At 41.2% G+C, this 24,690-nt stretch carries 19 protein-coding genes; 4 read left to right on the top strand and 15 right to left on the bottom strand.

Annotation, left to right across the window (positions count from 1 at the left end; genetic code table 11):
- Positions 1-55: 55 nt before the first annotated feature.
- Positions 56-1,477: a M28 family peptidase gene (locus ACO05G_RS16515; protein WP_421763741.1), complete on the bottom strand. Its 1,422-nt coding sequence runs from the start codon at positions 1,475-1,477 to the stop codon at positions 56-58.
- 148 nt (positions 1,478-1,625) lie between these two features.
- On the opposite strand from ACO05G_RS16515, the gene gcvP reads away from it, so the two are divergent.
- Complete coding sequence (gcvP, locus tag ACO05G_RS16520) at positions 1,626-4,514, top strand: aminomethyl-transferring glycine dehydrogenase (protein ID WP_421763742.1); 2,889 nt, start codon at positions 1,626-1,628, stop codon at positions 4,512-4,514.
- Positions 4,515-4,685: 171 nt separating this feature from the next.
- A complete protein-coding gene (locus tag ACO05G_RS16525; protein WP_421763743.1) occupies positions 4,686-5,366 on the top strand; it encodes an energy transducer TonB in 681 nt (226 codons plus the stop codon).
- Between the two features lie 21 nt (positions 5,367-5,387).
- Here the strand turns inward: ACO05G_RS16525 and ACO05G_RS16530 are convergent, their stop codons facing one another.
- The gene (locus ACO05G_RS16530) at positions 5,388-7,817 is read right to left on the bottom strand and encodes a TonB-dependent receptor plug domain-containing protein (RefSeq protein ID WP_421763744.1); all 2,430 of its coding nucleotides are present in this window, start codon (positions 7,815-7,817) and stop codon (positions 5,388-5,390) included.
- A 44-nt stretch (positions 7,818-7,861) separates the two neighbouring features.
- Complete coding sequence (locus ACO05G_RS16535; RefSeq protein WP_421763745.1) at positions 7,862-8,305, bottom strand: hypothetical protein; 444 nt, start codon at positions 8,303-8,305, stop codon at positions 7,862-7,864.
- A gap of 55 nt (positions 8,306-8,360) precedes the next feature.
- On the opposite strand from ACO05G_RS16535, the gene ACO05G_RS16540 reads away from it, so the two are divergent.
- The gene (locus ACO05G_RS16540) at positions 8,361-9,389 is read left to right on the top strand and encodes a strictosidine synthase family protein (RefSeq protein ID WP_421763746.1); all 1,029 of its coding nucleotides are present in this window, start codon (positions 8,361-8,363) and stop codon (positions 9,387-9,389) included.
- A 151-nt stretch (positions 9,390-9,540) separates the two neighbouring features.
- On the opposite strand, the gene ACO05G_RS16545 is transcribed toward ACO05G_RS16540, so the two are convergent.
- The 7 genes from ACO05G_RS16545 to ACO05G_RS16575 all read right to left on the bottom strand — a co-directional run bounded on the left by ACO05G_RS16545 (position 9,541) and on the right by ACO05G_RS16575 (position 16,638).
- Positions 9,541-10,200, bottom strand: coding sequence for a hypothetical protein (locus ACO05G_RS16545; protein ID WP_421763747.1), 660 nt, complete (start codon positions 10,198-10,200; stop codon positions 9,541-9,543).
- A gap of 2 nt (positions 10,201-10,202) precedes the next feature.
- A complete protein-coding gene (locus ACO05G_RS16550) occupies positions 10,203-10,982 on the bottom strand; it encodes a DUF4097 family beta strand repeat-containing protein (RefSeq protein WP_348283016.1) in 780 nt (259 codons plus the stop codon).
- A gap of 47 nt (positions 10,983-11,029) precedes the next feature.
- A complete protein-coding gene (locus ACO05G_RS16555) occupies positions 11,030-11,764 on the bottom strand; it encodes a HEAT repeat domain-containing protein (RefSeq protein WP_421763748.1) in 735 nt (244 codons plus the stop codon).
- A gap of 15 nt (positions 11,765-11,779) precedes the next feature.
- The gene (locus ACO05G_RS16560) at positions 11,780-12,316 is read right to left on the bottom strand and encodes an RNA polymerase sigma factor (protein ID WP_421763749.1); all 537 of its coding nucleotides are present in this window, start codon (positions 12,314-12,316) and stop codon (positions 11,780-11,782) included.
- A gap of 82 nt (positions 12,317-12,398) precedes the next feature.
- Positions 12,399-14,339, bottom strand: coding sequence for an adenylate/guanylate cyclase domain-containing protein (locus ACO05G_RS16565; RefSeq protein WP_421763750.1), 1,941 nt, complete (start codon positions 14,337-14,339; stop codon positions 12,399-12,401).
- Positions 14,340-14,343: 4 nt separating this feature from the next.
- A complete protein-coding gene (locus ACO05G_RS16570; protein WP_421763751.1) occupies positions 14,344-15,888 on the bottom strand; it encodes an MFS transporter in 1,545 nt (514 codons plus the stop codon).
- Positions 15,889-15,909: 21 nt separating this feature from the next.
- A complete protein-coding gene (locus ACO05G_RS16575) occupies positions 15,910-16,638 on the bottom strand; it encodes a DUF3667 domain-containing protein (protein WP_348283021.1) in 729 nt (242 codons plus the stop codon).
- A 50-nt stretch (positions 16,639-16,688) separates the two neighbouring features.
- On the opposite strand from ACO05G_RS16575, the gene ACO05G_RS16580 reads away from it, so the two are divergent.
- A complete protein-coding gene (locus ACO05G_RS16580; RefSeq protein WP_421763752.1) occupies positions 16,689-16,994 on the top strand; it encodes a hypothetical protein in 306 nt (101 codons plus the stop codon).
- Here the strand turns inward: ACO05G_RS16580 and ACO05G_RS16585 are convergent.
- The 5 genes from ACO05G_RS16585 to ACO05G_RS16605 all read right to left on the bottom strand — a co-directional run bounded on the left by ACO05G_RS16585 (position 16,991) and on the right by ACO05G_RS16605 (position 24,690).
- Positions 16,991-17,359, bottom strand: a complete 369-nt coding sequence (locus ACO05G_RS16585) for a response regulator (protein ID WP_421763753.1) — start codon at positions 17,357-17,359, stop codon at positions 16,991-16,993. The two genes, ACO05G_RS16580 and ACO05G_RS16585, sit on opposite strands and share 4 nt — an antisense overlap.
- A 1-nt stretch (position 17,360) precedes the next feature.
- Positions 17,361-19,331 carry a tetratricopeptide repeat-containing sensor histidine kinase gene (locus ACO05G_RS16590; RefSeq protein WP_421763754.1) on the bottom strand — a complete coding sequence of 657 codons (1,971 nt, stop codon included), beginning with the start codon at positions 19,329-19,331 and terminating at the stop codon, positions 17,361-17,363.
- A 70-nt stretch (positions 19,332-19,401) separates the two neighbouring features.
- Positions 19,402-20,772: a right-handed parallel beta-helix repeat-containing protein gene (locus tag ACO05G_RS16595; protein ID WP_421763755.1), complete on the bottom strand. Its 1,371-nt coding sequence runs from the start codon at positions 20,770-20,772 to the stop codon at positions 19,402-19,404.
- A gap of 23 nt (positions 20,773-20,795) precedes the next feature.
- On the bottom strand, positions 20,796-21,866 hold the full coding sequence (prfA, locus tag ACO05G_RS16600) for a peptide chain release factor 1 (protein ID WP_348283026.1): 1,071 nt from the start codon (positions 21,864-21,866) through the stop codon (positions 20,796-20,798).
- A gap of 52 nt (positions 21,867-21,918) precedes the next feature.
- Positions 21,919-24,690 carry a T9SS type A sorting domain-containing protein gene (locus ACO05G_RS16605; protein ID WP_421763756.1) on the bottom strand — a complete coding sequence of 924 codons (2,772 nt, stop codon included), beginning with the start codon at positions 24,688-24,690 and terminating at the stop codon, positions 21,919-21,921.

The raw sequence follows: 24,690 nt of genomic DNA on the forward strand, positions 1-24,690 counted from the left end.
TGTGGGGCGAATGCCCCACAATGATCAATTTCCTTCCCAACCCTTCCAGGTTTTACTAATCCACTTTTATTCGTTCCGCTCTATTTGCAACTTCCCATGCAGTATGGAAAACAAGTCTTGCTCGCTTCTCCATGGTATCAAACGCAATCTTCTCGATGGTATCCGTTGGCTGATGATAGTCAGGATGTGTTCCATTGAAATAGAAAATGATTGGAATGTTGTTCTTGGCGAAATTGTAATGATCTGATCGGTAATAGAATCGATTAGGATCATTTTCATCGTTATAGGTATAATCCAGGGCCAGGTTCGTGTAAGTCTTATTTACGTTCTCGGATAGCTCATGCAACTCTTTTGAGAGTTTGTCCGAACCAATGACGTATACATAATCAGGATTCTCCGCGTGGGCATCATCAATCCTTCCTACCATATCAATATTCAAGTTGGCTACCGTATTTTCTAGAGGGAAAACCGGATCAGTGTCTGTATAGTAAAGTGAGCCTAACAGTCCTTTTTCCTCGCCCGTTACTGTCATGAAAAGCACACTTCTCTTAGGTCCTTTTTTCTTTTTCACTGCTTCAGAGAATGCCTCCGCTATTTCCAAAACGGTTACTGTTCCTGAGCCATCATCATCTGCCCCATTATGAATCTCTCCTCCAATGATTCCTACGTGATCATAGTGTGCAGTTACTATTAGCAATTCATCCGGCATTTCACTGCCTTTCAGGTAGCCAAGCACATTTTCTGTTTCTACCGGCTTATCCAGGTAATCCGCATTGAAAATGATTTGTGCAGATTCGTTTCCTTTAATTTCAGCAAATGGCTTTCCAAACATCCATTCAATCATTGCCTGATCACCAATGACCAGTTTGGTTGCTTCATTATCCCTGGCTTTTGCTCTCAAAGAAGGTCTTTGAAGATAGGGGCTGTATCTGGTAATAAATGATTCAAACTCGGTATCGTCCTCGAGCATAATAATCACTCCTTTAGCGCCTGCTGCAGTGGCTTGCTCAGCCTTTTCTTGCAGACCTCCCAGTTTCTCAGCAGAAAAAAGAACATAATTACCATCATAACCGTCCTCTTTATCTTCATCTGCCAATACAATAGTTATGTACTCTTCTCCACTTGTCTCGGCACTCGAATAGTAGACAAAGTCTTCAAAGCCCATTTTCTTTTCGTCCCCTTTTCGAAAGTAGACTGAACCAATTGAGGACTCTGTCAAATTAAATTTTTGAAAGTATGAACCCTCAACAGGAGCTTCAAACCCTAAAGACTTAAAGTGATTGGCGATATATTCGGCAGCCATTTTTTGCCCCTTAGTTCCCGTTTCTCTTCCTTCGTATTCGTCAGAAGCTAAAATCGAAAGGTGTTCTTTCAAATCTTCAGAAGTGATTGTTTTTGCAAACTTGAGGGCTGTTTTATCCTGTGCTAACAGTCCGAAGGCCACAATCAGACCCAATGCATATGTTATCTTTCTCATCGTAATATGATATAGCGTATTAAATGTGCCCCTAAAACTAAAGAATTTTGATTCGGGCAAACCAAACAATTACACTAATGGTTAGGGTAAAATACTTTTTGTCCTGATAGTCCTGTCGTAAATTTGCGGCCTCTAAATAGTACCCCTAATGAAATTAAATCTGAACGATCGCGTAGAGTTTGAAAGAAGACACAATGGTCCTTCTGATGAAGAAGTTTCCCATATGCTTCAAACCATTGGTTTGAAGAGTGTAGACGAACTTATTTCGGAAGCCATTCCAGCTCCGATCCTTAAGAAAAAGCCTTTAGATCTACCCCCTTCACTAAATGAATTTGAATATCTCAACCGAATGCAAAAGGTCGCAGATAAAAACAAAGTCTTTAAGTCTTTCATAGGCCAGGGGTATTATAACTGTGTGGTGCCAACGGTTATCCAGCGCAACATCATGGAAAATCCGGGTTGGTATACGGCCTATACGCCTTATCAGGCTGAGATCGCTCAAGGCAGGCTGGAGGCCTTAATTAATTTTCAAACCATGGTCATTGACCTGACAGGGATGGAAATAGCCAACGCATCGTTGCTGGATGAGGCAACTGCCGCCGCAGAAGCCATGTCAATGCTTTATGGCTTACGTAAAGGTGAGAAAAAATCATCCAATAAATTTCTGGTTGACGAAGAAGTTTTCCCGCAAACATTAGAAGTATTGAAAACGCGAGCCTTGCCTTTCGGCATTGAATTGGAGATCGTGGATCTTGCTAATACGGATGTCTCCTCACCTGAGATCTTTGGTATGTTTTTCCAATATCCAAACAACTCGGGAGCGGTTAAAGACTGGTCAGCTATCGTTGCTGCTGCTCAGGAAAACAATGTATTTACTGCATGTGCTTCTGACCTTTTAGCACTTACACTATTAACTGCACCTGGTGAATGGGGAACCGATGTGGTGGTTGGTACTAGCCAGCGATTTGGTGTTCCAATGGGCTATGGTGGTCCACACGCGGCTTTCTTTGCGACTCGAGAAGCCTATAAAAGATCAATCCCCGGAAGAATCATCGGGGCATCAAAAGATGCACACGGAAATAATGCGTATCGCATGGCGCTACAAACAAGGGAGCAGCACATTAAAAGAGAACGTGCGACTTCAAATATCTGTACAGCGCAAGTACTGCTTGCAGTAATGGCCGGTATGTATGCCGTCTATCATGGAGCAAAAGGTCTCAAAGAAATCGGTGCTCGTACACATGGGTTGGCTAAGGAAACAGCGAACGCTATTGCTCAATTTGGGTTTGAAAATCAGAATACCTATTTCTTCGATACCTTAAGGATTCAACTGGATGCAGATCAAACACTGCACTTAAGGAAACTGAGTCATAAGAGCGAAATCAACTTCAGGTTTTTTGATGATGGTGTTGGTATTTCTTTTGATGAATCTCACACCGTAGCAGATGCCAATGAAGTTGTGAAACTATTTGCGCGACTGGGAAATGCCTTTGAAACACCTATTGTAGAGGATTTTAAGGTAGACTACCCTTCCACCCTTTTGAGAAAAACTTCGTACCTGGAGCATCCCATATTTAATCAGTATCACTCTGAGCACGAACTCCTGCGCTACATGAAGCGGCTGGAAAACAAAGATCTCTCTCTCGTCCACTCGATGATTTCTTTGGGGTCGTGTACCATGAAGTTAAATGCGACTTCAGAAATGATCCCTGTAACATGGCCGGAATTTGCCAATATTCATCCATTTGCTCCAAAGGATCAGGCAGAAGGTTATGGAATTATGATTAATGAACTACATGACTGGTTGACCGAAATCACCGGATTTCATGCTGTCTCTTTCCAGCCGAATTCCGGAGCTCAAGGTGAGTACGCCGGGCTGATGGTTATCAAATCTTACCTGGAAGGTACTGGTCAGCCAAACAGAAACGTGGCGTTGATTCCATCATCCGCTCACGGAACTAATCCTGCGAGTGCGGTCATGGCAGGAATGCGAGTAGTCATTGTAAAGTGTGATGACAATGGTAACATTGATGTGGATGATTTGAGAGAAAAAGCTGAAGCCCATAGCAATGAGCTCGCAGCATTAATGGTCACTTACCCATCAACACATGGAGTATTCGAAGAGGCAATCATTGAAATCTGTAACATCATACATGAAAATGGGGGTCAGGTCTACATGGATGGGGCCAATATGAATGCACAAGTCGGTCTTACCTCTCCCGGTATCATTGGTGCGGATGTATGTCACCTGAACCTTCACAAGACATTTTGCATCCCTCACGGGGGTGGCGGTCCGGGTATGGGTCCAATAGGTGTGGCGGAGCATTTAACTCCATACTTGCCTGGTCATGTGACGGAGCACAGCAGCAACCCGGCAATCTCAGCTGCCGCATACGGGAGTGCAAGTATTTTACCTATCTCTCATGCATACATTGCCATGATGGGGCCTCATGGTCTGGCTAACGCAACCAAAATGGCGATACTAAATGCTAATTACATTGCAGCCAGATTGAAAGACCATTACCCAGTTCTTTATGCAAATGATAAGGGCAGAAATGCACATGAACTAATTATTGACTGTCGAGACTTCAAGAAGTCGGGTGTAGAAGTGGAAGATATCGCAAAGCGATTGATTGATTATGGCTTCCATGCACCAACTGTTTCTTTCCCGGTTCCAGGAACCATGATGATTGAGCCTACCGAAAGTGAGGTACAAGGAGAGCTGGATCGTTTCTGCGATGCAATGATTGCGATCCGGGCTGAAGTTCAGGAGGTTATTGATGGCAAGGCTGATGCAAAAGACAATCCATTGAAAAATGCGCCGCACTCATACAAGGTCCTGGTTGCGGATGAGTGGAAGTACCCATACTCGCGCGAAAAGGCCGCTTTCCCTGCCGACTATGTACGGGAGAATAAGTTTTGGCCAGCGGTGAGCAGAGTAGATAGTGCATATGGAGATCGTAACCTGATGTGTAGTTGTTTGCCGGTAGGTGAATATGAGGAAACAGTAGAAGTAGAGGAAACAGTAGGTGCTTGAGAAACTCAATAGCAATAGCGACACACTTGAACTGACGTTTTTGAGGGAGGGAGAGCTTGAATAGTTGTGCTTGACAAGAGATTTCAACTTTAATTGATCGATTTTAGATTCTCTACTTCAAATGTTTTTCTTTTCAATTGTATATTGCGGATTTAAGTTAACGGATAGGTAATGAAAGCTCTACTAGTAACGCTTTTTTGTTGTGTCTCTTTTGCTCTAATTGGACAGGAAGTATATACACTGAAAATTATTGAATCTCCTTCGGGTCGTACGGTTGAAAATGCCAGCGTAAATGTCTTGGGATCGGATTCGATTAATATATCAAATGCCAAAGGTTTTGTTCAAGTCTCGGCTAACCTCGGAGACTCAATTAAAATTTCGCACCCTGATCTTAAAACGGCTTTTGTTACTGCTCAAAATCTGAAAGTCTTTCAAATTAAGGTCGACAGAAAAATAAACCTCTTGGAATATAAGCATGGAATAGAGCTATTCTATACTCAACTAAAAGGGCTTATTAGATACCCTGTAGATGCCATTAGAAATGGTCAAAGTGGTTTGATCATGGTATACTTTTCGATTGACCAAAACGGTAATATGATTGTAGATGAAGAGGTCAAAAACAAAAAAACCAAACTACTGGAGAAAGAGGCTTTCAAAGCTTTATCAAAAATCGGCGGAACCTGGTCTGTTGATTATAAAAACACGGTATTTAGTTTGCCAATAGAGTTTAATCTTCGTCATAAAAAAACACCACGATATGATGATATCTTTTTACCAAAAGGATATTTGATGGATCAAATAGATGTTACCGGCTATAAGATGACCACAATTAGAACCATTAAAACAAATTGAAAAGATGGTGATAAGCTTCAACTATTCCACTACCAGCGTATCCCTCAAAAACACCGGAGTTCCATCTACAGTGATCCCCTGAATGATGACGTCAAATTTTCCTTTTTGATCTGACGTATAAAAAACAGCAGTGGACGTGCTGTCTCCCTCTAAGATCAGTGTAGGGTTCCAATAAAGTGTTGTTCTGAAATCTGGTTTTGCATGAATGTCTAGAGGGACTTCATAATTAGGAGAAAAGAATTCCCGCACCTGAGTATATCCCGGATGACTATGATTCAAGATACCCATGTTCTTTGGCTCCTTATCGGTTACTCCTAATCCTGTCTTGCTATAAATAGCTACTACTCCGTTGGCTCCTTGTGATCCATAAATTGCTGCATCGGCACGATCTAAAATATCTACATGAGAAACGGAGGTGGGTGGAATCGAATTGACAACTTCTGCAGAAATATTGATGCCATCCAATAGGTATAAAGGATCTGTGCTGCTATTGATACTTCCCGGTCCTCCGATCTGAATACTTTGGTTGGGGAAGCTTCCAAATACCCTGACACCTGGCAAGCGTCTGAATAGGTCAAAAATACTAATCATAGCAACTCCACGCATTATTGAGTCTGCGACGATTCGCCCAGTCGGTTCACCATATATTTTGAATGGACTCTCGAAAGGATCGTTCACAATCACTTTCGTGCCTGTTACCTCCACAGCATCTAGCATAATGGCATCTTTATCAAAGTTGAAAGCTCGCTCGATTTTTTCCATCTTCTCCTTTTCTACCAGATAGGTTTCTTTCTTTTCAGGTTTTAGAGATGGAAATGGAGTGAAAAATGAATTGTTAATCGTCGGTTTTGCTTGCTGATCTAATTCAATAAAGACATCATTTCGAAATTTCCCATCTTTCTTAAGTTTTCGTTTGGCCTGAAATAATAAATCTGTAGAATCATAAAAGTCATTTCCGGAGAAGAAAAATCGACCTTGCTCATCAGTCTCTCCCTGCACAAAACCCAATTGATTGTCTAAAATCGACAGGGAAACTTGTGACTCTCGTGGTAAGTCACGTTTGAAATAGTCCATCACCTGGCCAGAGAAGATAATCCCATCTTCGGCCCAAAAATTTGGCGTGCCTTTCTCGTCATAGGTTAGCACCTCTTCCCAATTAAATCTTCTCCATCCCTGAGTCATCAAGAGTAAATCCATTGATCGGAATGACGCTTTGTTCTTCTGCAGGTAATAGCCAGGATCTACAACCGTACCAACCAGATCTGAAGTAAACATCAGGTAATTGACTATGTTTTCGTTGAATTCAGGGTATTGAACCAGATCCTGAGGGGTAATTGAGACAGAAAGGTTGCTTGCAATATTACCAATTAGTGAATCGCGAACACCAATTTCCAGTGATACCGCTGCTCTGTTGCCATAGGAATCGTTTTTGCCTAGTGAGACTTCTTTTGTTCGCGGATAGTTTGCATAAAGTAGCCGTTCCGCCTGTGGTATTCCGTCTGGGTCAAAAAAAGTAATGTGACAAATGCCTGAAGGAAAGTCGTTTCGATCTAATCGCACGGCAAAGGCTTCATCATCCCCTTCATTTAACACTGAGTAAAAGACTTCCCCGGAATGATGAGCTACCAGGCCGCTCCCGGCCAGTGATTTATTCTTTGCTGTAACTGTAATGGTTATTTTTTCAGATTGGTAGTTATTGAGAACCCGAATGGCATATCCTGATTCCTTGACTTCAGGTAGCTCTATAGCATATGACTGCTGATTAAATATTGTTTCAGAGGTCAATTGTTCCTTTTTATTAGGCGTCACGATCAATGCTCCAAAACCTCTTTCATCCGTTTCAAACGTAGTAATATCAGCTCCTTCACTGTTCTTCACAGTTCCATTCACAACTATTCCATTTCCAAATTGGTCGGTCGCTTTCACAGCAACGATTGAGGCAACACCATCAATCAAATCACCGCCTTCAGGAAAAAAGGCAACTCTTGGCTCAATTGAAGGATTGGAGCTTTCTTCCTCGACCTGTGTTTTCAACACTTTGAATGAGTTTCTATAAAAGAATGCTTCATCGGAATTTCGCATCCAATTGGAATAAGCCCTCACATGATAGGTACCAGGAGAAAGCGAGTCGGGAAGAAGGAACTCACCTGCAGCACCCCCTTTTTCTACTCTCAAAGTCTTTTGATTGATTGGCTTTAGCGCACTGTTTAATAATTCTACATAAATGACTTTACTAATCGTAATTGGTTCATTAGCGTACGCATCAACCAAATAGCTCTTAAACCAAATGGTTTCGCCGGTACTGTAATTCGGCTTATCAAAATGGATGAATATTTTTTCCTGTGGGTTCTTAAGGGAATAGGCGGTGAGCTTATCGACAACCTTTTTTATATCAAACTGAACCGTGATAAAAGACAATCCAACGATTGCCAATAACAAATACCTCTTCATTAAAATTGTTTATTGGTTACTAACTGCAAAATTCTTGCCTTGTTTCAATTGCACAGTCTTATTTCAAAAGATCCTTCTACTTTGTTGTCATCATCAAGAACCGCCTGGAGATATCCGATTACCACCTGGCTTTCTATAGCATATACCTCCATGAATCCACTTGTGGCGATTAATTTTTGTGAGGGAGAGATCTCGAAAGTGACCTGTACCTGATTATCATCTACCGCCTGAGGTGTCACAAAATAACTTCTGACTGCTGGTTTGAAATTGGCTCTTACATGAGAAAGTGAAGGGTTGGGCAGTGTGCAGGGGTCATTAACAGCCTCTTTTGATGAGAGAAACCTCACACGATATTCGAAATCCGTTGTTTCTATATACCCATTACCGGATTTATAGCTCCAGTCTGTTCCATTGATCTTTCCTTCCAGTTTCTGACTTGGTAGTTGGATTTCATCCGAACCGCAACCAGAGAGTAAGGTTATGGCCATAATTACCACCACAGAAAAACATTTCTTAGTTTTATGCTTTACAGTCATTATTGCTATGAAAAAAGTTTTACTCACCCTCCTGATACTCATCCTGATTATTGCTGCATTTGTGTTCTATACCTTTTCTTCTACGGGATACTTCCGCGAAGTTAATAACACAGAAAGCTATTCGGTTATTGCAGAGATCCCAATGAAAGGGGCAGAAGACTTTACCATAAGCTATGAAGATGGCTTCATGATCATCTCACAGGACGATCGGGCAGGAAGACGTGATGGATCTGCTACTCAGGGAAATTTGTATTACCTGGACCTGGATTCCGGAGATTTAAAACCAAAGAAGCTTACCGCTGACTATAAGTTGCCATTTTACCCTCATGGGATCAGTCTTCTCAAGTTGGATAGTAGCCACTATCAGGTTCTGGTGGTAAATCATGCGAGGGGGCAAACCATTGAAAAATTTGAGCTCTTTGGCGACAGTCTGGTTTATATGGCCACCTACCGAGATGAAAGTATGATCAGCCCAAACGATGTTATCGCGCTGGATGAAGAGTCCTTTTATTTTACGAACGATCACGGATATACCAGCTATTGGGGCAAGCTGGCTGAGGACTATCTTGGATTGGGTGTTTCCAATGTGGTTTTTTACGATGGCAAATACAAAGAAGTGGCCGGGGGTATCAAGTATGCCAATGGCATCAATATTTCCAAAGACAGAGATCAGCTATTGGTAGCTTCTCCTCGGAGTTTCACACTAAAATATTACAACATCGAAGATACTGGGGATCTATCCTTTGATCGTAACCTGGATGTAGGGACCGGCATTGATAACATTGAGCTAGATGAAGAAGGAAACTTATGGATTGGATCACATCCCAATTTACTTGCTTTTGCAGCATATGCAGGAGGCAAGAAAGAGGTAGCTCCTTCTGAAGTCATAAAGATTACCAACAGTGACCAGGTAGAATCTCTTTATGAAAATGATGGTTCGTTTGTTTCTGCAAGTAGTGTAGCTGCTCTCTATAAGGATTTGCTCTTTGTAGGGACAGTCATGGACGATCGGTTAATCGTATTAAAGAAGAAATAAGAGACTGTCTCAAGGTCCGTCTTCCTGAATTTGTTAAGGATCTCTTTCTTAAATGACAGTAAGCACAAATTATAAGGAGATTCTTCTTTCGTTAGAATGAATAATTACTAATAAGCCCTTTGAGACAGCCTCAACCCCTGCATTGATTCTGCTAGCCTTTTCTCAGGAAAATATCTCCACTGATGGTCTCGAAGGTAGACTCAGCACCTCCCTCGCTCACTCTCCCACGGATATCCTGGCCCACGATTTGTTTGAGCCCGTCTTTTCCATATGGATATTTGATTTCTATATCCGAGTAAATTTCACCGGAAATGGTTTTTGCTTTGAAGTCCATCCCCTTTTTTTCTGGAACGGTTACATCAATAGCCCCAGAGATTGTCTTGAGCTCCATCTCCGCCCCGTAGAATTCAAAAGCATAGTCCCCGGATATCGTGTTTGATCTTACATTCAAGTTTGCTGGTAAATAAACGGTATAATCGATATTCGATTGATAGCTACAGTTATTCCATTTTCCGTTTTCTTGTTTGCTAAGTTTTTTCCACATGTCCTCATCCATTTCTATGTAAATAGTGGCGTTTGATTTATTGGAACTCAGGGTAAAAATGTCATTGTCCTCACCGTTGTTAATTTCTACCATCACCTCAACCAAAACCTCGTTTTTCTCCCAGGTCTTGAATACGATTTCGTCTGCAAAGGCAAACTCCAAATCCAACCTCTCCTGACCGGTGACACTCACGGATTCTGTAACTTTTTTTGGTTGTGCTGACAACCCAAAGGATGCCAGACACAACAATGTGATAAATGCTTTCATGACTACTCAGCTTTTCGTACGTAAATATCTCCACTTACGGTCCTCAGTGTCACCTCTACCCCACCGCCGTTAAGCTTGCCGGTGGCATTTTGACCTCCTACGCGGTTTAGTTTCGCATCTTCACCAAAGTCAAAATCAAATCCAGTGTAAACACCTCCTGAGACTGTTGACATTTTGAATGTTCCCTTGACTGACCCGGGAAAAGTCACATCAATATCTCCACTGGTAGAGCTCAATGATGAAGGAGACATGCTTGATAAAGAGGTGAATGTCACTTCTAAATCAGAACTCAATGTATGAGCTACAATGGGACCTGTTACGTCTATAAATTTCAAATCTCCAACCTGGCTCTTCGCCTCTACTTCTCCTGCCATGCCTTTGATGACCACATCTCCTGCTTGCCAGCTATTGTAGTTGATTTTAACCTTTAGGTTTTTCGGCAAATACAGGGTGTAATCTGCATCGTCAGCTTTTCGATGTGCTCCGGAAAGAGATATTTTATTTCCATCCTGAGAGATACTAAGCCCAATACCTGTATTTTCCGGGCCAGTTGCTGAGAGTGGTTTTAGTCCTTTGGCTTTTTCTGGAAGACCCTTGTAGTTTTTGCTTTCAATTTTGATCTCAGAACCTGAGGTCCCTTCAATCTTGATGTCCGCAAAAAGGTTTTCAATTTCTAACCATGTTTCTGCTGCATTCCCTTTTACCTGATAGGTAAAGTTCTTTTCCTGTGCCATTACATTGACGCTCGTCAATAGTATTAGTCCTGCTATAATCGTTTTCATTTCTATTTTTATTTGAATTTTTATTAAAAATTAATTGTACCGGTATCTTATGTTAAAACCTGTATGGCTACTTCCGCTTGTTGTTTCACCTCAGGGGATATCTCTTCGTTTTCAATTATTTCCTTGAGCGGCGCAATAGCACTCCGTTCCTCAGCCTGCACCAGAATGGTAATTAGTGAGATTTGAATAAGTGGATCTGACTGTGTTTCCAGTGATTTTACCAGCTCTGCTCTGACATCTTCTACTGCAATGAATTTCTCCAATGCTTGTAATGCCGCATATCGAACACTTGGACTTTCGTCAGAATTAAGGGTAGTGATCAATGCAGAAACCAATTCTTTATTCACTGATGTTTTCTGCTCTATTTGATTTACAGCCATGATTCGCTCACTTGCTGAGTGCTTCTGTAACGTGTTCGTCAGTGTTACTTCCTTAAGCGATTGAATTTCATTTCGAAGATCTACCAGGTCTCCGGAAGAATCACTTCCTGAAAACTTCCCTGCTCCAAAGCCAATGATTAACAATGCAACCGCTGCTGCTACCTGCATCCAAGGCACTTGTCCATTGCTACTTTTTACTTTCTCTTTGGCCATAGCAGCCTGAAAGTTTGCCTGAACATGAAAAGGAACCTCCACCTCACCTGCATTCTCCATCAAATTCATTAGCTCTTTTAATTCAGCGTATCGCTGTTGCAAAGCAGAATCGTTTTGGATCTTCTTTTCCAATGCCTCGTTTGGTTCTCCCTCAATGAGGCTGATTATTTGTTCGTCTGTGATTTCCATATCTATCACTTTTAATTATTCGTCTTCCGATAACTCGAAATACACTTCTTTTAATTCCTTTATTGTGCGATGCACCTGAACCTTGATGTTGCTCACCGTGGTGTCTCGCATCTTTGCTATCTGCTCGTATTTCAATCCCTGAAACTTGCTGAGCACCAATAACTCACGCTTTTCATCAGGCAGCTTTTTCATTGCCCGGTGCAGCTTCATTTCCTGCTCGATTAGCTGTTCGTCCCTGTCCTCCAACCTCTCCGGCATCACCTCTACAGGGTTGAATTGATCTTTATGGATTTTCATCTTTCTGAAATGATCCTTGATCATATTCCTGGCTATTTGAAAAATCCAGAATTGAACGGAGTGCCCTTCTTTATAGGAGTTTCTGTACTTCATTACTCTGATAAAGAGCTCCTGAGTCAGGTCATCACTATCTGCCTTTTCCATTGTTGATTTAAGGAAGTAGTTATATATCCGCTTACTAAAGCGACTAAATAACTCATTCAAGTAATCCAACTGTCCGGACTTAACCAGCGACATCAGCTGTTCGTCTGTCATTTCAAATTTCTATCAGGTTTCACCTAAGTTTTTCAGGTGGCGATTTCTAAATCAGATAAGTTACAAGAAAAGGAAGCGAAGGTTACAGATTGAAATAATTTTTGTGAAGCCCAATCTTATCCAGCAGTAAGCTAAATCGCTCTTTCTCTCTGAGCGGTTTCCATATAGGGCTAATGTGTATAAGCAAAACAGCCCCTATTCGCTGATCTACTACTTTTTCGAGGTAGTCCAATGCTTTTTCATGATCTCCGAGTCCAGTATAAAGTGTAGCAAAGTTTAAATCGTTAACCTCACCTGGTTGCTCTTTAGCATCCTCCATTAGTTGCTGTAGATAAGACTCTGCAATCTCTTTTTCCCCTCTGAGGGCATGTGCATACCCAAGTTGGACAAAGGGTTTCATCGAGTGAGCAATCTCTCCATCAAGAAATGATTCAAAAATTTCTATTGCTACATCAAATTGTCCATCCATCAAATAGGCCCATGCCTTGAAATCAAGTGCAGACTTAAATTCGGGATCTTGTTCCAGTAGCCAATCATAAACTTCAATGGCCATTTTGTAATCACCTCTCAAGTAATAAACATCAGCTAAGGTTCTATTGGTTAGCAGTGATAAGGGGTCTACCTCTCTGGCTTTTTGGATGGCCTCCAGACTCTTATCTAAATCACTGGTTATTAAATAATAAAAGGACTTGGCCTGGTTTGCTTCAGGTGATTTCGGGTTTATTTCAAGCGCCTTTTCCAGGCATTCCCTTCCTTTTTCAAAATCCCAATTATTGAAGAACTCGACAAAGCCAAGCGCGATGTACCCATTTTCTATATCAGGATCTAATGATATGGTTTTCCTGGCTGCCTCCTCTGTTAGCTGATAACCAGTCGGAGGGTCAATAAATCCCGTAAATGACATTAACGAATATGCTAGCGCCAGACCTGCATATGCCTGAGCATAGGTCGGTTCCAATTCAATCGCCTTCTTAAATGAATCAACAGCTTTTTCTGCGTTTGCAGGTGTCCACTTATTATAAAAAAACAATCCCTGGAGGTAGGCATTGTATGCTTCAATATTGATGGCTTTTGTTTTGTCGTGATCTTCCAGTCCCTTTTTGGACAACCGTTCCTTTAGCTGCTGAGCGATTTTTAAGGAAATTTCATCTTGTACTTCAAAAATATCCTCAAGTGTACGATCATAGGTTTCTGTCCAGAGTTGGTACCCATCAAACGTGCTGCTAAGCTGCGCAACAATCCGGACCTTGTTTCCGGACTTACGAACACTGCCATCAAGTATAGATTGGACTTCCAGTTGCTTGCCTATGGTTCTGGCGTCTACATTTTTTCCTTTAAATGAAAATGAAGAAGTTCTGGAAATAACACGCAGACCTTCAACTTTAGCCAGTGCGGTGATTATTTCTTCGCTTATTCCATCACTGAAATACTCGTTTTCAGGATCTGAGCTTCTATTGACAAAAGGTAAAACGGCTATGCTTTTAATTCTTTCTTTGACTTTACCTTTCAAGTCTGTTCGTTGAGGAACGACCAAGCCTTCATTTGTCAGTGCATAAACCTCAACAGGCTTTTTCACATTTTTCAATTCAAACTCACCCATCAACACAGGCTGAAAAGTCTGGTGGTTTTTAATGTCGTCAAATACCTTATCAGAGATCATCACCGATCCCGGAACCGAAAAAGACTCAATCCTGGACGCGATATTTACACCATCTCCGTAGACTCCCTCTTTCTCCACCACCACATCACCAGTGTGGATCCCAACCCTAAGTGGTATTTTATTTTGAATGGAAGATCGTTGAATGGAAAGGGCTGAATTAGCTGCTGAGATGGTGCTATTAAAAATCGAGAGAGCTCCATCCCCATAATATTGCAGTATTTCACCATCGTGATTTTTGATTTCACTTTCTAAAATTTGGCGATGCAGATCTCTTATCCCCTTGGCGTTGAATTCGTCTTCTTGCATCATGGCTGTATAGCCTGCAAGGTCGGTAAACATGATTGCACTTAATTGTCTTCTCACAATGTCAAACTTTCTTTCCTTCTACCATGAAATACGCGATCGCTGCAGATAAGAATGCAAGTGATGCACTGATCCAGCAAACCATTTTATAAATCTCTAAAAAGCCCCAATCAAAAATTGAGTTTATCTTTTTGCTCCATTCATCATTATAGTTTTCGGGAGCACTTGCTTCACCAAGCTTTGAAGCTTCACCCATTACTTCTGCTTTCATTAGGTCAGATGCTGAGACTGCTTCCAAAGCTTCTATTACGTAATTCCCAAAGATTAGTACAGCTATTGCCCCTAAAATCGCATTCATAAACGTTCCTGAGATTCGGGTCACGCTATTATTAATTCCAGATGCAATTCCGCTCTTGCTATCGTCAACACACGCCATCACGGCTGTCGTAAGGGGTACTACCGTTATGGCTATTCCCACGGCAAAAGTCAGAAACGGAGGAAAATAGGTGGTCCAGTATTCAGAGGGGCCATCCGTCATTCCAATAAATGAAAACCAGGCCATCCCAATTCCGGTGATAGTAGGTCCAATGATCAAAAACCTTCTTGCTCCATATTTTCCTGTGAGCTCTCCCATTTTTCTTGCGGCAACCAGCATAATAAGTGAAAACGGAAGGAAGGTCAACCCTGCCTGTAGCTGTGAGTAGCCTTGAATTTGAATGATGTTAAGCGAAAGAAATAACATGACTGCTCCCATGCCTGCATAAAGAAAAAAGCTTAGCAGATTAACTCCTGAAAAGGTTTTATCTCTAAACATATCCAGGGGTACCATTGGCTCTTTTACTTTTTTCTCGATGATGACGAATACGAGCAGAAAAATTGTACCTAGTATCAGACTTAAAATAACTCCCGGGTGGGAGTATCCCCATTCTGGCATTTCCAAAAATCCGAATGTCAGGGCAGCAAGACTTAATACAAGGGCTGTGGCTCCTGTCCAGTCTACTGAGGAAGCTCCTGGCTCTCGGCTTTCCGGGACTTTTAAATGCAAGGCCACCATGGATAATATCCCAAGCGGCACATTTATAAAAAATATAAACCTCCAAAGACCCGCATCTGCCAATGCCCCGCCCAGCACGGGTCCGCATATCGTGACAATAGTTGTAGCGGCAGACCAGGTGCCGATGGCTTTTCCTTTTTCTTCTCTACTGAAGACAGCAGAGATTATGGAAAGACTTCCGGGGATCATAAAAGCTCCTCCTATCCCTTGAATGGTTCTGAAAGCTATCAACTGAGTAATGTCCTGAGAAAAACCACACAGCGCTGACCCTATGGTAAAAACTAAAATTCCAAACTTGAATACTTTGACCCTGCCTAATTTATCCCCTAGGCTTCCACCAACTATTATTAATGCGGCGAGCATTAAGAGATAGCTATTTAAAACCCAGAAAAGATCAACCCCATTTGCTGCCAGGTCCTTTTGAAGTGACGGTAAGATCACGTTTAAGACAGAGCCATCAATGAAGGCCATGCTCGTGGCAAGAATGGTAGAAAACATCGTCCACCTTCCTGTAGGGCAATTGAGGGGGTATTGATGCTGTGCTTGAGCAGACATCTTCTCAAGATAATATTTTAATTATAGATAAAATATGAGGGCCCCAACACCACTAAAGATGATCATGACCGAAATGATGTACATGATATTGAGCAGTATTAATTTGAACGTGGTGGTCAACCATCTTTGCTCATATACTTTTTTCAACGCAATTAATAAGTAGAGCTCGAGAAGAAAAACCGTGATGATTAGTGACCACTGACTTAAAAATACACTTGTTGGAAATATGTAATCAATTAAAACGACCATAATAGTCAGCAAGACGAAAATGAACGCGTGTAAGTGTACTGAAAAAATGAAATGTGTGAGGTAAAACCGTCCCGGTTTCCTAAAAAGCATATACAAGAAGAGTGCAAATAGCGGCAGAAGCAAGAAAAACAATCGCGGAAACCACACATTGAAATAGGAGTCCAGAAACTCAGCCTCCTCGGTTCGTTCAATTTGCCCAGTTTGTTCAACTGGTCCCAGAATCAAAAAGAAGATGATGCTTATAAAGATAAACATCCGTAGCGGGGGAATATACCGAACTCTTCTACCTGCTATAAATTCCTTTGTTAAAAACCCAGGATTAAAAAGGAGGGGTCTAAAACTCCGAATAATCAACGAATCGAACGTGAAATAGTCCCCAAGAAAATCGAGAATGAATTGCTTGAAGTGAACTACTTTCTCTTTATGCTCCTGCCCGCAGTTCGGGCAAAATCTAAACCCTTCGTCAAGTTTTGTCTCACAGTTTTTGCAAATCCTTTTCAATATTCCTCGTTTACACTAATATTGATGAACATCGAAAATAATTCGTTGCATTGAGTAATAGGGTATTAATCTTCAGTCTTTTTCTAACCGCTTTGGCAATTGGCGCTTCTGCACAACGAATCGTAGTTGATACCGCATCTACAAATAAGTACTTGCTCAAACCTGAAGAAAAGAAGGAAAAGACCGAACCCGTGCAACAAGAGCCTTCATTTGGAGATCGGGCTGTCTCTATCGGCATGGGAATTTTGAATAGGCTAAAGGCAAGACTCAACCTTGATGAAGCTGCTGAGAGCATCAAAGAAAAGAAAGAGAAAATCCTTGGAAAAGAAGAGGAAGAAAAGAAGGGAGGTGGTTAAGCCGCCCCGTTTAGGTGTCGTTCAATCTCTGCCTGATCGAATGGTTTTGTAAAAAATTTTTCAATTTTATTCTCTTTAAGCGCCTCATCTATTTCATCGTTATAAGCGTAACCACTCAGAATATAATATGGAATATCGTTTACTGTTTCTTGGGCTTTTTCAATGAACTGAACACCATTCATTTTTGGCATGTGCATGTCGCTAATAACCGCTCTGATACGTTTTCTATGCTCTGCTAATTTTTTAAGTCCTTCCTCTGGAGAATTTGCTAAAAGTACTTCTCTTTCGCCCTCAAAGGAAATTCTGAATAAAAGGAGATTAGCCTCCTCATCGTCAATGTATAATATTGCCGGTTTCTCACTCATGTCATAAAGGTAACTTAATTATGAACTTTGTCCCATGACCGGGAATCGATTGAACATCTATGCTGCCTCCATGCTCTTCGATAATTGAAAAAGTGATAAAAAGGCCAAGCCCAGTTCCTTCTCCCGGCGCTTTTGTTGTAAAGAACGGATCACTAATTTTCAGTAAGTTTTCCTCAGGAATGCCCTCGCCATCATCTTCTATCCAAACTTCCATGAAACCATCCTTCTTCCGTGTAGTTATTTCTATCGTTCCCTCTTCGTTAATCGCCTGCTCTGCATTAGCAATAATATTCATCATTGCCTGGTGTAACCTACCCTCATTACCTTTTAAATCTGACCCCTGACTTGTAAAGTTGGTAATTACTCGTATTCTATTTCTGATTTTATTATGTAGAATGAGTAAACAGTTTTCAATGATCTCACGAATATTGCATCTCTCATCTGTACTCGGCCCTTTTCGACTGAAATGACTTAGACTTTTAACGATGTTTGTCGCTCGTTCAACTCCCTCATTTACAATTCTGAAATATGATTTCAGTTCTTCGTCTTCTGAATCCTCAAGTTTTTTTGCTAATGCCGCTATGCCATTTTTAATGAAGTTTAGCGGATTATTTATTTCATGTCCCACTCCTGCTGCTAACACACCAAGTGATGCCATTTTCTCTGAGGTAATCAGTAATTTTTGTGTTTTCTGCAATTCCTCATTATTTCTTACCAGCTCCTTATTTTTTCTATCATTTTTCCTCAAGAGTATAATCATCACGATGAGAAGAGGTACCGTGATGATGATAATGAAGGTAAAAAGTTGATTGGTGATCGTTTGGTTTTTGATTCTTACTTGCTGCTCGGATAACTTAAAACGGTCTTGTTCTTCCTTGATTTTTAATGGGATCAAACTCAGGTTTCTGGAAACAATATCCTGAAAAAGTGAATCACGAAGCTCAATGTATTTTTTGAGATACTCATTTTCATTGATTAAATCACCTAGTTTGCCGTAGATGCTCGCATACAACCTTAAATTATCAAGTTGCTGTTGGCGAACTTGAATTTGCTTTGCCCAACTATCACATTTTTGTAAATTTTCTAGTGCTCCATCCATGTCCCCCTCATTAAGAGAGTTTTGGGCAAGTAAAAAATATACCTCTGCAAGTCCCTTTTTGTCATCGATTGATTCGCTTGCCCATCTGGCTTTTTCGAGGTAATAGCCAATAGAATCTTTTTCTCCTTGAAGCATCAATACTTCTCCAATACCCCTTGCCGCTACAGCCCCCCAGTTTATGTTTTCTATTTCTTCACCCAGCTTTATTCCTTTTCGAAAATATTTCAGTGCCTCGTCCAGGTCTCCTTGACGTAAATAGGTAATACCAATATTATTTATAGAATAAAGTTTATGATCAATGTCACTTATTTCGACGGCAACATCATACGCCTCCTCAAAATATCTTCTTGCTTCTTCATAATCTTGAATTCGCTCGTATACCAGTCCGATGTTATTGAGGGTGGTTGAAAGCCCATACGTTTCTCCAATTAATTCTTTTATTCTTTTTGCCTTCAAAAGGTATTCAAGAGCAGACTGGTAACTCCCTAAGTTGTAGTAGAGCAATCCTATATTATTGTAACCATTATTAATTAGAGCCGAATCCTCAAGGTTAAGTGCGATACCAAGGGCTTTCTGATTGAATTCCAACGATTTGTCATAGTCTCCTTTGTAATAGTGAACTCCTGCTATAAGTCTTAATGATTTTGATGTCAATGTAGAATCTGAAATTGATCTGGAAATTTCCAGTGCTTCTACCCCATACCCCATTGCTTGAGATGGATAATTCAGCCAAACATCAATGATGATTTGATGAAGGACCTCCACTCTTTCTTTACCCTCTTTGCCTTCAAGTGAATTCAGAAGGCTATCGCTCTGACTAAAAGAAAGGTAGACTATGAGCAATAATGTGGCTATGTTGAATAGTAATCTCAACTTAATTTTTTCAAGTGAAGAAAAAGATAACAATAATTACTAACAGTGCTTTGTCTTTTTAGATAGGCTGTTACTCTTTCTCGATACGTTCAAAAGCTCCGATATCCGGCAAGGCATCTCGATTCTTACCAGTAAGGTCTATTGAAACTCCAATATCAGACCCTTTGTTTTGGGCAAAGGCCAATGTATCTAGTTGATAATCATTGAGAAACGCATTTTGGAAGCCCGGAAAGTTGAATTCTCTTGAAGTAAAATTATTTAGGATTTCCGAATTAGACTTGATAATATTCGATTGTAAAATCGCGATAATTTGTGCTCCCCCTCCATTATTAATAAGAAGTTCTTCATCTGCTGTTCCCCAAATAACTGAGTTAATAATGTTGACATTTAAATCTCCTGTCAATAATTCAGTCTCACTAATGACAATATTGTCTGAGAACTGAACGGTTGGTTCATCCTGAATAAAAAGAGCTGGTTCATTGGAAAACGTACAATGCAAATATGTGTAGTTGCCACCTGCAAAACCACCAACTAAATAATTGCCACAGTTAAAAACAAGGGTGTTTGTTGCGTGAACGTCAGATGTGAAAGCCAAAATTCCAGCTGTACTCATGTTGTAGATTGTGGAATTGGATATCATCAGATCCGGGATATCATCATCGTCAGGTGTTCCTACTCTCAGGCCAATTTGACCGTTAAAAATATCTGCAAAAACTACTTCATTATCCACGCTCCCTTCCAGAAAATAGATCCCGTTCCACTGTCCTGGTACCCGATCATAAATCCCATCAAATCTTGCGTTACGAAAAACAACATGTTCGGCAGAGTCCCCAATTGCTTTCAATGTTCCTTGTACAAACATGATCGCATCATTTTCAAAATAGATTTTAGTTCCTTTCTCAATATTTAATCTGCAGTTTGGTCCTACAACAACTGTATCTGATACTATATAAGGCCGATCATTGGTCCAGGTTTCGTCACAAATAACCTCATTATTAATCATGTTTCCGTCCTGCCCGTAGGAAACAAGTTTCACATGTATTTCATTGGTATTCCACCTGAAAATGATTGAGTCCTTAACCAAGTAAGGTAAATCACGGTTTCGTGATTGAACATTTACTTCCACCAAAATCAATATGCTATCGCCACCAAATATGCGCTCTCCACTTGACGCATTTGTTTCTTTTCCATTGATAATCAAAGAGTAATCCGAGCTACTCTTGCCTAAAGATATTTCGGAGATCTCAATTGCCGCCTCATTCGGGTTATAGACAGTTAACCTTCTTGTGCTGCTTCTTTTTTCAGAAAGTAACGTATCAAAAGACACAGAATCATTGCTAAATATCAGTGATAGGTTTGGGTCAAAGGATACGGATTCTTCCTTTGTTGAACATCCAATCCAAACAAGGATGACTAAAATCAAAAGGAGTTTTTCACGCATATGCAGCTTTGCTAATCAACGAATTACTCCGCTGTTTCTTTCATAATCTCTGCGTTTTCGGCAATCCGCAATTGCTCGATAAACTCTTCAATGTCACCATTCATAACATTTGGAAGATTAAAAACAGAGAGCCCTATCCGGTGATCTGTTACTCTACCTTGTGGATAATTATAGGTACGGATTTTATCTGACCGATCTCCAGATCCCACCATACTTTTTCGTTGGCTACTTATCTCGGCATTGTGCTTTTGCAACTCTATTTCGTAAAGCCGAGAACGAAGAACTTTTAATGCTTTATCATAATTTGCATGCTGCGATCTTCCATCCTGACATTCAACCACCAAACCGGAAGGAGCATGCGTTAACCTTACCGCAGATTCTGTCTTGTTAATATGCTGACCTCCCGCTCCTGAAGCTCTAAAGGTATCCTTACGGATATCGCCCATATTTAATTCCACATCCACTTCTTCTGCCTCCGGCAAAACTGCCACTGTGGCCGCCGATGTATGCACTCTTCCTTGAGACTCTGTTGCGGGCACCCGTTGAACACGGTGTACTCCTGATTCAAATTTTAGTTTCGCATATACGTCCTCGCCTTCTACCGATGCAACTATCTCTTTGTATCCTCCTGCACTGCCATCGCTAAAGTTTAAAACTGAAAAGCTCCATTTCTGATCTTCTGCATAAGATTTATACATCCTAAATAAGTCACCTGCAAAGATGGATGCTTCATCACCTCCTGTACCTGCTCTGATTTCGAGGATGACATTTTTACTGTCGTTGGGATCTTTGGGAATAAGCATTATTTTGAGCTCTTCCTCTAGTTTCTCTACCTGCGGTTCCAGCTCATCTATCTCTGCCTTGGCCATCTCCCTAAACTCTGGATCTTTCTCTGTTCCAAGAACCTCTTTGGCATTATCAATATTGCTTTTTGCCTCGGTGAATTCCTTGTACTTGACCACAATCTTCTCCAGGTCTTTGTACTCTTTGTTCAGCTTCCCGTACTTCTCCATATCCGTTACAATGTCCGGCTGAACAATGAGCTGGCCCACCTCCTCAAAACGATGCTTTATTTCTTCGAGTTTATCAATCATCCCACATACTTTAGAAAAGTAAAGTTAAGCTGATTCACAGATTCACTCAAGGCTATTTTTTTATGACTTTAAAGGAGTGCCGTTTGTTGGTGTCTGAAGTTGCTTCTATGAAATAGATTCCGGCTTTAAGTCCTGTTAAGTCCATGGATCTTCCTTTAAGAATCCGCCCTTGGATTTCTTTACCATCCAAAGTGAATAAACTAGCCCGCTTCACATCGAAGTTAAATGTAATCTGATCTGCGGTTGGGTTAGGATATACTGCAAACTCGCTCGTTATACCATGAGATCTAAGTGGTTCTTCAATCAGAGAACCCTGATCAAATTTTCCTAAGAAGGCTCCTCGGCCATGAGTCGCAACTGCTACTACGCTATCTGATGCACGTGCCTTAATCATGTCGACGCGAACATTTGGAAATCCTTGATTGTAGGATTTCCATTCTTCTGATTCGTCTAAGATGTTTTCCAGTCCCCACACACCTGTCTCGGTTGCCAACAGGATTTTTTGATCATCCAGGGGATTAAATATTCCATACCTGACAGGTACATCGGGAAGGTTTCTTTCCAAGTTTTGCCAATCATTTCCTTTGTTCTTTGTATACCAAACAGATTCTATTCCATAATTCGAAAACGTAACCAGAATGTCACCATTCGTATCACCTACATCTACGGAAGAGATGTATCCAACCGGTAATCTGTCATTGTCAATTTTAGTGGCTTTAGGATTGTTGGGTAGGCCCTCCACCACATATACATCCCCTAGTTGATTCCCTAAAACTATGGTTGCATCTAGCCCATCATTGTGAGGCGACACTTTTATTGCTGAAAACGCAGCAGAGCTATTTGTCCCGAGCTTGATTTCCTTGTACTCTGGTAAACCCAGCATGTTTTTCCCCAGGTATTTGTTTACGTTGATAATCGACAGGGTGTCGAGATACCTTCCCTGAAGCTCCGGGATCAACACTTCAAACCCCCCGTCTACCGCCATGTTGGTGTAGAGTAGGTTTGATCGGTCATCATAATCTGCAGGATTTATAAAAGATCCTGTGCTAGTCCCAAACCCTGTCCCTGATCCATTTACAAAAAAGTTGTAGTTATTTACCTGCGATGAGGTGATTCTCAAATCAGGGTCGTCTCTGTCAAAAAAACAATAGGCTCCATCTCCTCCTCCAATCATGCTTTCATAGGTTATTTCTCCTGTTTCACTGGTATGGGTACTATTATCCTGAGACCCTACTAATATTTCATTGTTTCCTTTTTCCGGGTGGAGTGCAATCGTGTAGTACTGGGTAGTCGCCAATGAATTATTGATGGGTCCGAATGTTGGATACTCGCTTAGTCTTTCTCCGTTCAATGCCCCAAAGCTTTTTGAAAAATCTGTGGTATAAAACACCCCTCCATCTGTGGAGGATACCACCTCGTCGGAAGAACCTGAAACAAACTCAAGGGTATGAATGTCTGCGTGGATAAAGTGATTTTTAACACTATCAATGTCTTCCAATCCGTAATAAGGGATCAGATAGTCTGAAAAGTAGTACATGGATGACCAGTCACTCACTGTTGCCCAGCTAAGACTGCCTGTTGAATTAACATCGGAGAGTGCATGTGCGTTTAGCCCTCCTACGATAAGTCTGGAGTTGTTATTTGGGTCTACCTCAAGCGCAAGTGCATGCCATGGAATAGAGGCCCATGAATTTGATGGTCCTTCCAGATCCATCCATGACCCATTATCGAGATACATTAACCTGGTAAAAAATCCGTGATCCCTAATTTGATTAAAATTATTGAGCCATCCGCCTGTCGCAGCAGCATAGACCATTCCCCCTTCAGAAACCAAGCGAACCCTCCCTGGTAAAAGCTCGAGTCCATAATCCGTTCTGGCTTCATCTACTATGTTGGTTGCATATCGGTCTTCGGTATTCCAATTAATGCCATCCGTTGAATTAAGAATAATTCCACCCCCCATTAATTCGAGGTTTCGCATGGTTCCCACAAATAGTTCATTGGATTCTGTCAGTTCAATATCAGAAACTGCATAGGGTACCGAAGACCCGTCAATATTCGGTAAAACCTGTGTCCAACTATTTCCGCCATCATCTGACCGATACAACCCGTCAGAAGGGGATGATCCAAATACATTTCCCTGATATAGCCCTGAAGCTACTCCAGCATATATAACACTGGTCCCATCCTCATTTCTAACCACAATATCATTGACATAATCAAAGTCTGTAGTAGAAGAAAGCAATGACCAGGTATTTCCTCCGTCAGCAGTTTTATAGATACCAACACCGGCTGAGGATGATTCCCTATAAATATTTACAGAGGTAAATGACTCTCCGCTACCCACATAGAAAGTGTCTGTGTTTAATGGATCATACGTTATGCATGCGATTGACATATTTTCCCAATCGTCAGATACCGGGACCCAGGTTGCATTATTTCTAAAATCAGGAGAATACCACAATCCTCCTGTTACTGCCCCAGCCCATAATTTATTCTCGTCATTAGGATCAATCATTAGGGATCTGGTTCGACCAGCAACTTCAGTATTTACTTGCTCCCATCCAAAGTCTCTTTCTGAGGTAGTTCTTCCTCTCCTTTCAGAAAAAGCCTGCGTCACGTTTTGCCTGGATATTTCGCCCGTCTTAGGGTTCATTGTCATAATAATATCCCTGTAAGCTGCTTTTTCAGGACCATCCAGTTTTGACACTTTAAGGTTCGAAATGTTTTCTAGGTAAACCGTTTCAGGGCTTTGCGAATGGAAGATTCCAACCAATAAGGCGATTGCCACTGCTGATCCAAGGAGTAAGCTGATTTTCTTCAT

Source organism: Ekhidna sp. (genome assembly GCF_965227465.1).
Taxonomy (GTDB): domain Bacteria; phylum Bacteroidota; class Bacteroidia; order Cytophagales; family Cyclobacteriaceae; genus Ekhidna.

Bases quoted from the DNA above. Each gene is read 5' to 3' on its own strand.
- ACO05G_RS16515 (WP_421763741.1), bottom strand. From the start codon at position 1,477: ATGAGAAAGATAACATATGCATTGGGTCTGATTGTGGCCTTCGGACTG.
- gcvP (WP_421763742.1), top strand. From the start codon at position 1,626: ATGAAATTAAATCTGAACGATCGCGTAGAGTTTGAAAGAAGACACAAT.
- ACO05G_RS16525 (WP_421763743.1), top strand. From the start codon at position 4,686: ATGAAAGCTCTACTAGTAACGCTTTTTTGTTGTGTCTCTTTTGCTCTA.
- ACO05G_RS16530 (WP_421763744.1), bottom strand. From the start codon at position 7,817: ATGAAGAGGTATTTGTTATTGGCAATCGTTGGATTGTCTTTTATCACG.
- ACO05G_RS16535 (WP_421763745.1), bottom strand. From the start codon at position 8,305: ATGGCCATAACCTTACTCTCTGGTTGCGGTTCGGATGAAATCCAACTA.
- ACO05G_RS16540 (WP_421763746.1), top strand. From the start codon at position 8,361: ATGAAAAAAGTTTTACTCACCCTCCTGATACTCATCCTGATTATTGCT.
- ACO05G_RS16545 (WP_421763747.1), bottom strand. From the start codon at position 10,200: ATGAAAGCATTTATCACATTGTTGTGTCTGGCATCCTTTGGGTTGTCA.
- ACO05G_RS16550 (WP_348283016.1), bottom strand. From the start codon at position 10,982: ATGAAAACGATTATAGCAGGACTAATACTATTGACGAGCGTCAATGTA.
- ACO05G_RS16555 (WP_421763748.1), bottom strand. From the start codon at position 11,764: ATGGAAATCACAGACGAACAAATAATCAGCCTCATTGAGGGAGAACCA.
- ACO05G_RS16560 (WP_421763749.1), bottom strand. From the start codon at position 12,316: ATGACAGACGAACAGCTGATGTCGCTGGTTAAGTCCGGACAGTTGGAT.
- ACO05G_RS16570 (WP_421763751.1), bottom strand. From the start codon at position 15,888: ATGTCTGCTCAAGCACAGCATCAATACCCCCTCAATTGCCCTACAGGA.
- ACO05G_RS16585 (WP_421763753.1), bottom strand. From the start codon at position 17,359: ATGAGTGAGAAACCGGCAATATTATACATTGACGATGAGGAGGCTAAT.
- ACO05G_RS16595 (WP_421763755.1), bottom strand. From the start codon at position 20,772: ATGCGTGAAAAACTCCTTTTGATTTTAGTCATCCTTGTTTGGATTGGA.
- prfA (WP_348283026.1), bottom strand. From the start codon at position 21,866: ATGATTGATAAACTCGAAGAAATAAAGCATCGTTTTGAGGAGGTGGGC.
- ACO05G_RS16605 (WP_421763756.1), bottom strand. From the start codon at position 24,690: ATGAAGAAAATCAGCTTACTCCTTGGATCAGCAGTGGCAATCGCCTTA.